Here is a 10,782-nt window from a genome sequence, read left to right as displayed (position 1 = left end):
CGAAATCGCCGTGAAGATGCGGTGTACCCGCGGCTAGACGGAAAGACCCCGTGAACCTTTACTGCAGCTTGACATTGAACTTTGATCTTACTTGTGTAGGATAGGTGGGAGGCTTTGAAGTGGCGACGCTAGTTGCGATGGAGCCGTCCTTGAAATACCACCCTGGTAATATTGAGGTTCTAACTCTGTCCCGTTATCCGGGACGAGGACCATGTCTGGTGGGTAGTTTGACTGGGGCGGTCTCCTCCTAAAGAGTAACGGAGGAGTACGAAGGTGCGCTCAGCGTGGTCGGAAATCACGCGTAGAGTATAAAGGCAAAAGCGCGCTTAACTGCGAGACCCACAAGTCGAGCAGGTACGAAAGTAGGTCTTAGTGATCCGGTGGTTCTGTATGGAAGGGCCATCGCTCAACGGATAAAAGGTACTCTGGGGATAACAGGCTGATACCGCCCAAGAGTTCATATCGACGGCGGTGTTTGGCACCTCGATGTCGGCTCATCTCATCCTGGGGCTGAAGCAGGTCCCAAGGGTATGGCTGTTCGCCATTTAAAGAGGTACGCGAGCTGGGTTTAGAACGTCGTGAGACAGTTCGGTCCCTATCTACCGTGGGCGCTGGAAATTTGAGAGGATCTGCTCCTAGTACGAGAGGACCAGAGTGGACGAACCTCTGGTGTACCGGTTGTGACGCCAGTCGCATCGCCGGGTAGCTATGTTCGGAAGGGATAACCGCTGAAAGCATCTAAGCGGGAAGCCTACCTCAAGATAAGATTTCCCCGAGACTTTATGTCTCCTAAAGAGCCGTTGAAGACTACGACGTTGATAGGTTGGATGTGGAAGCATAGCGATATGTGAAGCTGACCAATACTAATTGCTCGTGAGGCTTGACTATACAACACCCAAACAGTTGTTGTATAACGCTCAATTGATTTCATATTGATCTAATGATCAAACAAAAACTTGATTTAGTGAACGCTAAAGAACAAACTACAGCAACTCAGATATTATCTGTTAATAACTCATTTGGAAAAACACTTAGCATAAACGTAAGACTAAGCAAGTATCCATAAACAGTTGTGCTGGCGACCATAGCAAGAGTGAACCACCTGATCCCTTCCCGAACTCAGAAGTGAAACCTCTTAGCGCTGATGGTAGTGTGGGGTTTCCCATGTGAGAGTAAGTCATCGCCAGCTCATTATTCTAAACACCCCCTTCAATAGAAGGGGGTGTTTTTTTATCCCTGAGATTTAAGAAAGTCTCCAAATATTAAATTTTATCTAAACCCATAGCAGAAAATCTGCAGGGCAGGCGTATACTGGAACAGGTTTCTGGAGCTTATATGTCCACAAATTCATCTTCCAGCCATATTAAATATGGATTTTTTATCCGTTGGAGCGTAAAACCTCGGGGTTCAGCCCATAGGTACCTAAAGATATGTAGATACCTATGGGTTCAGCCCGAGGATATAAGCGACTGGCGTAAGCCATTAATGCGGTGTTTGCTGTTGCTGAATATAGTGTTTAATAATTCCAATTGGCGCACCTCCGCATGACGCAGCGAAGTAACTTGGAGACCACAGGGCATTGCCCCATAATTTGCTCTTAATTTCAGGATGCTTAGTGCGTAAAATGCGACTAGACGCACCTTTTAAGCTATTCACTAAACTAGAAATGGCGACTTTAGGTGGATAATTGACCAGCAAATGCACATGATCATGCTCACCGTCAAATTCTATCAATTCAGCTTCAAAGTCTAAGCAGACACGTTCAAATACTTCACGCATCGTTTCAAGCATGGCATTGGTGAAAACATCTCTACGATATTTAGCCACAAATACCAAGTGAACGTGCATATTAAAAACACAGTGACGACCTGTTCTAATTTCTTGACTATTATTCATAGACTAAATATATTCTAATGATGAAAACACTTAAATTACGTATAAGAGACAAACATTGCAAGGTGCTAGACCAATTAGCATTTGAGGTGAATTTTGTTTGGAATTATGTGAATGATTTAGGATTTAAACATCTCAAGCGTAAGGGTGAATTTCTATCGGCATACGATATTGCAGAATACACCAAAGGTACTTCTAAGGAATGCAACCTGCATAGTCAAACTGTTCAAGCCATTACAGAAGAACTTATTACCCGAAGAAAGCAATTTAAAAAAGCAAAGCTGAAATGGCGTGTAAGCAACAAAAAATCAGCAAAACGATCTTTGGGTTGGATACCATTTAAAAAATCAGGATTCAAGTATGCCGATGGCTGGGTTGAGTACAGGAAAACTAAATTCAACTTATGGGACAGTTATGGTATAGGCAAATACAAGGTTAAAACTGGCTCATTTGTTGAAGATAGTCGTGGGCGCTGGTATGTGTGCCTCGTGGTTGAATCACCTAAACAAGAAAAACCAGTAGCAACCAAAGCCATAGGCATTGATTTAGGTTTAAAAGATATTGCCACCTGCTCTGATGGCACAGTGATCACAAACCCTAAATTCTATCGGAAGTACGAGCAGAAATTAGGGATTGCTCAACGATCAAGGAATAAAAAGCGTGTTCGTACCTTACACGCTAAGATTGCAAATTGTCGTAAAGATCATTTGCACAAAGCAAGCACCATGCTTGTAAAAAACAATGCACTAATTGTTGTGGGTGACTTAAGTGCCAGGAAACTAGTCAAAACTAAAATGGCAAAGTCTGTTTTAGATACAGGGTTTTCGGCACTAAAAACATTGCTCAAGTATAAATGCGAGAACGCAGGGGTATTGTTTGAGGAAGTCAATGAAGCCTATACCACCCAAATCTGTTCGTGCTGTGGTGAGATCACCTCAAGTAGTCCGAAAGGTAGGACGGGTCTTGGAATAAGAGAATGGGAGTGCGTGAGTTGCGGTACAGCTCACGATAGAGATAAGAACTCAGCTCTAAACATTCTTGCGCTCGGGCATGAGCGTCTAGCAGTAGGAATCACCCTCCTTTAGGTGGGTGAGGATGTCAAAGCTATGTGGCGCAATACTATCCATTAACTGTTCGTTCAACCGCTATTGGTTGGGCTTCAGCGGTAGAGCGTAGTGGGGCAATTGTCGGTCCAATCCTGATCGGAATGCTGCTGGGTATGGAATTACCACATCAGCTGAACTTCATGGCTGTTGGCCTACTAGTAGTGATTGTAGCCATTGCCGTATCACTGATTGTGCGTAAAGACCGCTTTGTAAATGCAGATCCAGTGGCAGAGCCGAAGCTTAAAACTGTCAAGGCTTAATGACCCACTGGTTCTTATATTCATTTTTAACCTTTAAATTCATAATTTTTAATAGAAATCAAAATATATTTCTTGCTTAGAAAAATTACTAAAAGACTCACTTAAAAATATATTTTAAATATATAAAACAAGCATTTAAATATTAATAATAACGTGAATAATCACATAAATGTATATCTCTAAAGCTTTAATTTACCTTAACTATGGTCTTATTGTAACGCGAAATCCACTTCAGTATATTCGCTCGAACTGACTGTTTTGTCGTAATAGTCAGCAGGATTTATGGACAAGTACTCATGGGAGATGAGAACGATGACAACGGAAAAAATAGACGTTAATTCTGTAGTCGATAATGCGAAATTTACGCCTTTTCACTTCAATGTAGTTGCTTGGTGTTTACTCATTATCTTATTTGATGGCTACGATTTAGCAATTAATGGTGTGACGCTGCCACTCTTAATGCAAGATTGGGGCTTAAGCGCAGTACAAGCAGGTATGCTGGCCAGTACAGCACTTGCAGGCATGATGTTTGGTGCCATGATTTTTGGTTCGCTGGCAGACAAGATTGGCCGTAAAAAAGTTATCATGATCTGTATCGTGCTGTTTAGTGGTTTAACTTTCGCGGGCGGCTTTGCGTCTAACCCGACTGAATTTGGTATTTTACGTTTCCTTGCTGGTTTAGGCATTGGTGGTGTAATGCCAAACCTGGTAGCACTGACTTCTGAATATGCGCCACAAAAGATGCGTAGTACCTTAGTAACCACAATGTTCAGTGGCTATGCCGTAGGGGGTGTCATGGCTGCTCTGCTTGGCTCATGGTTTACTCCAGATTTTGGTTGGCAGATCATGTTCTTTATCGCGGGAATTCCACTGTTTTTATTACCAATTATTTGGAAATTTTTACCTGAATCTATCTCATTTATGGTGAAACAAAACCGCCAAGCGGAAGCACGAGAGATTGTGCGTCGTATGGCACCAGATTTAAAAGTAACTGAAAATACAGTATTCACTTTACCTCAGGAAAATGTACCTGAAGCTGCGAACGTGGTTAGCCTGTTCCGCCGCGGTCGTGCAGTCAATACATTATTGTTCTGGGTAGCATTCTTCACTTGCTTGCTGACGATGTATGCACTTAGCAGCTGGTTGCCAAAATTGATGATGGCGGCGGGCTACTCAATGGATAACAGCCTGATGTTCATGATGGTCATGAACGTGGGTGCAGTAGTTGGTATTGTTGGCGGTGGTATTCTGGCTGACCGTTTCCACCTGAAACCGGTACTGATGTTCCTGGGTATTATGGGTGCGATTGTGATGAGCTCAATGGGCTTTGCGTCTAACCAGTTCTTACTTTATATCCTGGTGTTCCTGGCTGGTGCAGCGTCAATCGGTTCACAAATGTTGCTATACAGCTATGTAGCGCAGTATTACCCACTGGCAGTACGTTCTACAGGTATTGGCTGGTCTTCTGCGATTGGTCGTATGGGTGCGATTGTAGGCCCAATCCTGATTGGTGGCTTACTGGGTATGAACCTGCCTGCACACTTCAACTTTATGGCAGTCGGTTTACCGGTACTGATTACAGCAATTGCAGTTGCGCTGATCATGCATGAAAATGAAGCTAACAAGATTGGTTCAGCAGAGACAGTTGCTGCAAAAGCTTAAAACCAAGTTTGAAATAAGAAGCCTCCGAAATGAGGGCTTTTTTTATTTACTGATAATCTAAAGCAATTTAGATTAAAAAATCATGAGTTTAAGAGTTATAAAAAATGGATTATCGAGAACAATAGGAAAGCTTTTTAAACCCTGAAGTATTTAAAGATCGACTAATTAATATTTCGATGTATATAACTATCTATGAAATGTTGAAAGATTCGATTATCAATCGACTCAAAGATTTTTATATTATGACCTTAATTGGAGCTAGGGATTTAGAAGGAGAAGAAGAATATAGATTAAAAGTTTTATCAAGACGTAAAAATCATCTATACGCGTCAATTTCTTGGTTAATAGAACATGAAGTCATTAATGAAGTAGATAAAGAAAATATAGAGGCTTTAAAAAATTATAGAAATTATTTAGCACATGAAATGAGTGATATCGTTTTTAATGGTGAAATAAAAGACCTGATGAAAAACTTTCTATGTGCTTACCAATTAGTTCATAAAATTGAAAACTGGTGGATCATTAACTTTGAAATGGCAATCAATCCAGATTTCACTGATGCTAATTTGGAAGATATAGATATCGATAACATACAATCAGGGAAAAAATTAATGATTGATATGGCTTTGTCAGTATTATCAGGAAGTAAAGAACTATTAAAAAAATTCAAAAGCAATTAACCAAAGATTTATATATGATGAACTTTCTGATGTTGACTGGATAAAATCAACCATTTCATAATTAAAAAAATTTTAGGTAACACAATTATGACTATTAATTCATTCTCCCCAATCCCTGAAGATGATGAAGAACTGCATCTTCCTGAACTGGTGTACTGGGCATCCCTAGGTGATGTTGAACAGGTTGAGCAGGGCTTACAAGAAGGTCTAAACGTTAACTCCGCCGATGAAGAAGGCTATAGCGCATTACAAGCTGCTGCTGAAAATGATCATCTTGAAGTGGTGAAGTTACTGGTGAGTAAAGGCGCAGATGTCGATCATCGCAGTACCTATACTGCTTTAGAGCTGGCTGAAATGGCAGGCAATAAAGATGTCGTGGAATATTTAAAAAGCCTGAAAGGCAGTATTCCTAAATAAGAAAGAATAAAAAAGAAACCCCACAAGCTGGGGTTTCTTTTTGAGAACAGTTTAGGATTACGGAATAATATCCATGTCCGCTTCCAGTTCTTCCACAATTGCAGTATTAAAAGCCGGTAAATCATCCGGATTACGTGAAGTAATCAGTACCCAGCCATTGGTATTGCAACGGTGTACTTCTTCATCGACCCATTTTGCACCGGCATTCTCTAGATCCAGCTTGATACTCTTATAAGAAGTCAGGTTTTTATCTTTGACGCGACCCGCATCAATCAGTGCCCATGGACCATGACAGACTGCCGCAATCGGTTTCTGGTTATCAGCAAAGTACTGGATGATGCGTTGGGCATCTTCATTAATGCGTAATTTATCCGCATTCACTGTTCCACCAGGAATCACCAGCAGATCATAATCTTCTACACTGACTTCATGCATGGTTGTATCAGGTGTGTATTGTGCACTTGGCTTGCTGTCAGCTTCCATGGTGTGGACATCTTCATTTTTTTCTGCAGCATGAATCACCACAAAACCATGTGACTGCAAGAAATCCAGGGGCTGGACTAATTCATCGTGTTCAATGCCTTCGTTCGAGGTGATAATCAGAACTTTCTTGACCATGATTGTAAATCTCAATATCTGCAGGGGTCTTTAGCTTAGCAATAAGGCATTTTTAGAAATGTTGCTTTTTTAGCCGAGGACTGTAAGCATTTATAGAAGAAAAGCCTGAGAGAACAACAGAGAAAAACAATAGATGGAAAAAAGCCCCGATATCCTATCGGGGCTTTTCCGTATTTCGTGATTTAGGTATAACTCCTGTCGTACCTCACGTCCTGGTGCATCTGCTTATTTTTGTTTTTATGTTTCGGAGCATCCTGCTCTCTATGGGTTTAAGATACTGCAGCTTAATATAGCTTAAAAGACGCAGATAACAGCTTATGTTGTACGCCTGGGCTTACAAGATCTAAGTAGTATTCTGTAAGTCATTCTTTTCATTAAAAGTGTATATCTAAGCCGATATAAGGACCTTTAAATTCCAGCTGAAGATCTGGCACATTATTTTGCTCGGCATCAATTTTCATGATGCGATAACCCAGTTTGGCACCAAGGTCTACAGCCAGATTATCAATAAAGTCGTATTGAAGTTCAGCTTGTACATCGGTCTTTTTAGTGTCGCTGCCATGGCTGTAAACAGCTTCAGCTTTGGCGCTCATCCCGGTGAAGGGCAATTTGACACCTGCTGTTGCGTAGAGCAGAGGACTGTATTCATCCAGATCGTACTGGGTTAGAGCACCGGCATTCAGGTTTTTCACCGTACCATCCAGATTGCTTAAGCCGATACCAACATCCGCATGCACAACTGTATCCAGCAATTCGTAATACAGAATATAGTCAATATTGTTCAGCTCGATATCTGAAGCATTAAGTACAGTGCTTTGCTCGCTGTTACTGTTGAGATTTACATATTTGATTTTCGCATTTGGCAACCACGGTACCGGATGTTCCAAAGCTACAGACAGCTGTGCCGTACCTTGACGGTCCAGATCATGTTTACTGGCATTGTCAGACTGGCTATATCCGTCAAAATTCCAGTAGCTGGCATCTGCTTTCAGACCAATGATATCGGCATGGCTGACGCTACTCAGTGCCAGTCCACATAATAAGGTATTGATGATTCTTGCATGCATAGGTTGAATTTCCTTGTGCTTGACTCAAATTGAGCAGTTTTATGACCTAAATCCATATTTTTAGTATTTTTGGCTAGCTGCATCATATAGGTAATTTTCAAAATGTATATGGCAGCAAGTAGGGAACCATCTAGCCAGATTAAGCTTAATTTTTCAGTTTTATTTTGCTAGATCTAGAACAATTGCAGAGCAGGCTTTTCAGCCATTTCAATCAAGGTCTACATTTTAAAAACGCATGTCACTGGATCTTGAGCATATAATCAAATATATCGAAATATTGCGTGAACCTGAAAGGACATAACATGACTAAACCCCGAGCAGTAATCGACTATCCGCTTTATGTTGCAGGTAAGCCAGTGGAAACCTCAGAGTGGCTGGAGGTTCAGGATAAATATACGCATAAGGTTTGCGCACGTGTGTCATTGGCAGATGCCAAAATTCTGGAAAAAGCCATTAAAGCAGCAGTCAAAGCCGAAGCGGAAATGGCGGCTCTGGAGCCTTATCAAAAACAGAAAATCCTGTTGCACTGTGTGAAGCGCTTTAATGAGATTCGCGGTCAGTTGACCGAGATTCTGATTGCTGAGGGGGGTAAGCCACGTAAAGCTGCAGCAGCTGAAGTGGAACGTCTGATCAATACTTTCCAGATTGCCGCCGATGCCGTGACTCAGGTTGATTCAGGCCGTATGATGCCATTGGCAGTTACAGCGGCTGCATCGGGCTATCAGGGTTTTGTGAAACAGGTTCCGATTGGCGCCGTCTCCCTGATCAGTCCTTTTAATTTTCCGCTGAATCTGACCGCTCACAAGATTGCGCCTGCAATTGCAGCGGGTTGTCCCTTTGTCTTAAAACCTGCCAGCCTGACACCGGTGTCAGCCTTAAAGATTGCTGAGATTCTGGCAGAGACTGATTTACCACCAAATGCGTTCTCGATACTGCCCTGTCCACGTGAACTGGCGGATGTACTGGTGACGGATGACCGTTTCAAAATGCTCAGCTTTACCGGTTCTGATGTGGTCGGTTGGGATATGAAAGCGCGGGCAGGGCGCAAGAAAGTCACGTTGGAACTGGGTGGTAATGCCGCGGTAATGATCGAGCCTGATACTGAAATCACGGATAGCTTTATTGATCGCCTGATCGGTGGTGCTTTTGGTCATGCCGGACAGGTCTGCATTAGCGTGCAGCGTATTTTGGTGCATCAAGATATCTACGCTGAGGTGAAGAAAAAACTGGTAACCAAACTGAAAAAGCTTAAACCAGCGGATCCAGATTTGGACACCACCCTGGTCGGCCCAATGATTAAGGAGGCTGAAGCCCAGCGTTTGAAAAAATGGCTGGATAAAGCCGTGAAGAAAGGCGCTAAAGTGCTCAGTGGCGGCAAGCTGGATGGCGTGATGTTTGAGCCAACCCTACTGGAAGATGTTGATCATGAACTAGAAGTGTATAAGGATGAAGTGTTTGGTCCGATGGCAATCTTGGAAAAATACAGCAATTTTGAGGCCGGGATTGAATGCATCAACAGCAGTCGTTTTGGTTTGCAGGCGGGTGTCTATACCCAGAACCTGAACAAGATGCTGTATGCCTGGAATCAGTTGCATGTCGGTGGCGTGATCATCAACGACATTCCATCCTTCCGTGTTGATAATATGCCGTATGGCGGTGTAAAGGATTCGGGATTAGGGCGTGAAGGCATCCAGTCTGCTATTCGTGACATGCAGGAAGAACGTATGCTGGTGATTAAAGCCTGAATAATGATTTAAATTTTAAGTGTTCAGATCATGCGCACATTTGCTCATGATCTGAGTTTTTAAAGTTCAGCTATTCAATAAGAAGAGAACAGGAATAATTTTTATCCACTGGAGCGTAAAATCTCGTGGTTCAGCACGAGGATATAAGCGACTGGAGTAAACCACATGAAAGACACGAAATGTCGTTTTAAATACTTGTACTATAGTCACTATTAAGAAAAATACTGTTAAAATAATTGGATGAAGACACTCAAATTACGCATAAAAGACAAACATTGCAAGGTGCTAAATCAGTTAGCATCCGAAGTAAATTTAGTTTGGAATTATGTCAATGATTTGTGTTTTAAACATCTTCAAAAAAAAACAACAATTCTTTTCAGCATACGATATTGCAAAATACACGAAAGGCACATCGAAAGAATGCAACTTGCACAGTCAAACTATTCAGGCAGTGACAGAAGAATTGGTCACAAGACGCAAGCAGTTCAAAAAAGCAAAACTAAAATGGCGTGTCAGTAATAAAAAATCAGCTAGACGCTCACTGGGTTGGATACCGTTTAAAAAGGTTGCAATCAAATATGCTGATGGCTGTGTTCAATATGGTAAACACCAATTCAAGTTATGGGATAATTACGGTTTAAGTCAATACAGGGTTAAAACAGGCTCATTCGTTGAAGATAGCCGAGGCCGTTGGTATGTATGTCTTGTAGTTGACAATGCTAAAACAGAGAAAACCGCCGCTATAACCTCAATTGGCATAGATTTAGGTTTAAAAGATTTAGCCACTTGTTCAGATGGCGTAAAACTTAAAGCCCCTCAAATCTATCGGAAATATGAACAAAAACTTGGTATTGCTCAACGTGCAAAAAATAAAAAACGAGTGAAAGCAATTCACGCCAAGATTAAAAATGTAAGACAAAACATGCTGCATCAATTCAGCCATAAACTGGTAAAAGAACATGCAGCAATCTTCGTTGGCAATGTGAATGCCAAAGCATTAGCGCAAACTAAACTAGCCAAGTCTGTGTTAGATGCCAGTTGGACAACACTAAGAACCATGCTCAAGTATAAATGCGAGAACGCAGGGGTATGGTATGAAGAAGTCAATGAAGCCTATACCACCCAAACTTGTTCGTGCTGTGGCTCACGCTCCAGTAGTCCGAAAGGTAGAGCAGGTTTAGGAATAAGAGAGTGGCAGTGTGGTGAGTGTGGTAGCTCATGGGATCGGGATGTAAATTCCGCACTGAATATTCTTGCGCTCGGGCATGAGCGTCTAACAGTAGGAATCCCCTTGCTTTAGCTGGGGGAGGATGTCAAAACTCATCAAGATATAC

Annotated in this window: 8 protein-coding genes, 2 rRNA genes and 2 pseudogenes; 9 read left to right on the top strand and 3 right to left on the bottom strand. The window is 41.9% G+C overall.

Translation table 11 applies throughout. From position 1 onward, the window contains the following. A 23S ribosomal RNA gene (locus F955_RS13805) occupies positions 1-888 on the top strand; the annotation flags it as partial. A gap of 186 nt (positions 889-1,074) precedes the next feature. Continuing rightward, a 5S ribosomal RNA gene (gene rrf / locus F955_RS13800) occupies positions 1,075-1,189 on the top strand. A gap of 293 nt (positions 1,190-1,482) precedes the next feature. On the opposite strand, the gene tnpA is transcribed toward rrf, so the two are convergent. Beyond that, positions 1,483-1,896, bottom strand: a complete 414-nt coding sequence (gene tnpA, locus F955_RS13795; protein WP_004782114.1) for an IS200/IS605 family transposase — start codon at positions 1,894-1,896, stop codon at positions 1,483-1,485. 20 nt (positions 1,897-1,916) lie between these two features. Here tnpA and F955_RS13790 point away from each other — a divergent pair, with 20 nt between their 5' ends. The 5 genes and pseudogenes from F955_RS13790 (at position 1,917) to F955_RS13770 (ending at position 6,018) form a co-directional block, all read left to right on the top strand. Further along, the gene (locus F955_RS13790; protein ID WP_034429798.1) at positions 1,917-2,978 is read left to right on the top strand and encodes an RNA-guided endonuclease InsQ/TnpB family protein; all 1,062 of its coding nucleotides are present in this window, start codon (positions 1,917-1,919) and stop codon (positions 2,976-2,978) included. 17 nt (positions 2,979-2,995) lie between these two features. Beyond that, a pseudogene (locus F955_RS13785) lies at positions 2,996-3,259 on the top strand (aromatic acid/H+ symport family MFS transporter); the annotation flags it as partial. A gap of 312 nt (positions 3,260-3,571) precedes the next feature. Continuing rightward, the gene (locus F955_RS13780) at positions 3,572-4,921 is read left to right on the top strand and encodes an aromatic acid/H+ symport family MFS transporter (RefSeq protein ID WP_004895925.1); all 1,350 of its coding nucleotides are present in this window, start codon (positions 3,572-3,574) and stop codon (positions 4,919-4,921) included. Between the two features lie 242 nt (positions 4,922-5,163). Then, a complete protein-coding gene (locus F955_RS13775) occupies positions 5,164-5,601 on the top strand; it encodes a DUF4145 domain-containing protein (RefSeq protein ID WP_227591035.1) in 438 nt (145 codons plus the stop codon). Positions 5,602-5,688: 87 nt separating this feature from the next. Next, on the top strand, positions 5,689-6,018 hold the full coding sequence (locus F955_RS13770; protein WP_004895922.1) for an ankyrin repeat domain-containing protein: 330 nt from the start codon (positions 5,689-5,691) through the stop codon (positions 6,016-6,018). 57 nt (positions 6,019-6,075) lie between these two features. On the opposite strand, the gene F955_RS13765 is transcribed toward F955_RS13770, so the two are convergent. Both F955_RS13765 and F955_RS13760 read right to left on the bottom strand, forming a co-directional pair. Continuing rightward, complete coding sequence (locus tag F955_RS13765; protein WP_004895920.1) at positions 6,076-6,636, bottom strand: type 1 glutamine amidotransferase domain-containing protein; 561 nt, start codon at positions 6,634-6,636, stop codon at positions 6,076-6,078. 374 nt (positions 6,637-7,010) lie between these two features. Then, on the bottom strand, positions 7,011-7,703 hold the full coding sequence (locus tag F955_RS13760; protein WP_004895918.1) for a TIGR04219 family outer membrane beta-barrel protein: 693 nt from the start codon (positions 7,701-7,703) through the stop codon (positions 7,011-7,013). Positions 7,704-8,005: 302 nt separating this feature from the next. Between F955_RS13760 and F955_RS13755 the strand changes: the two genes are divergently transcribed. Beyond that, positions 8,006-9,448: an aldehyde dehydrogenase family protein gene (locus F955_RS13755; RefSeq protein ID WP_004814061.1), complete on the top strand. Its 1,443-nt coding sequence runs from the start codon at positions 8,006-8,008 to the stop codon at positions 9,446-9,448. 240 nt (positions 9,449-9,688) lie between these two features. Then, positions 9,689-10,748, top strand: a pseudogene (locus F955_RS13750) (RNA-guided endonuclease InsQ/TnpB family protein). Positions 10,749-10,782 lie beyond the last annotated feature (34 nt).

It is taken from the genome of Acinetobacter schindleri CIP 107287 (assembly GCF_000368625.1).
GTDB classification, from domain to species: domain Bacteria; phylum Pseudomonadota; class Gammaproteobacteria; order Pseudomonadales; family Moraxellaceae; genus Acinetobacter; species Acinetobacter schindleri.
This window is presented reverse-complemented; position numbering and strand designations above follow the sequence as displayed.

Excerpts from the sequence above, each read along its gene's own strand:
- F955_RS13765 (WP_004895920.1), bottom strand. The coding sequence starts at position 6,636 with ATGGTCAAGAAAGTTCTGATTATCACCTCGAACGAAGGCATTGAACAC.
- F955_RS13755 (WP_004814061.1), top strand. The coding sequence starts at position 8,006 with ATGACTAAACCCCGAGCAGTAATCGACTATCCGCTTTATGTTGCAGGT.
- F955_RS13780 (WP_004895925.1), top strand. The coding sequence starts at position 3,572 with ATGACAACGGAAAAAATAGACGTTAATTCTGTAGTCGATAATGCGAAA.
- F955_RS13770 (WP_004895922.1), top strand. The coding sequence starts at position 5,689 with ATGACTATTAATTCATTCTCCCCAATCCCTGAAGATGATGAAGAACTG.
- F955_RS13775 (WP_227591035.1), top strand. The coding sequence starts at position 5,164 with ATGACCTTAATTGGAGCTAGGGATTTAGAAGGAGAAGAAGAATATAGA.
- F955_RS13760 (WP_004895918.1), bottom strand. The coding sequence starts at position 7,703 with ATGCATGCAAGAATCATCAATACCTTATTATGTGGACTGGCACTGAGT.
- tnpA (WP_004782114.1), bottom strand. The coding sequence starts at position 1,896 with ATGAATAATAGTCAAGAAATTAGAACAGGTCGTCACTGTGTTTTTAAT.
- F955_RS13790 (WP_034429798.1), top strand. The coding sequence starts at position 1,917 with ATGAAAACACTTAAATTACGTATAAGAGACAAACATTGCAAGGTGCTA.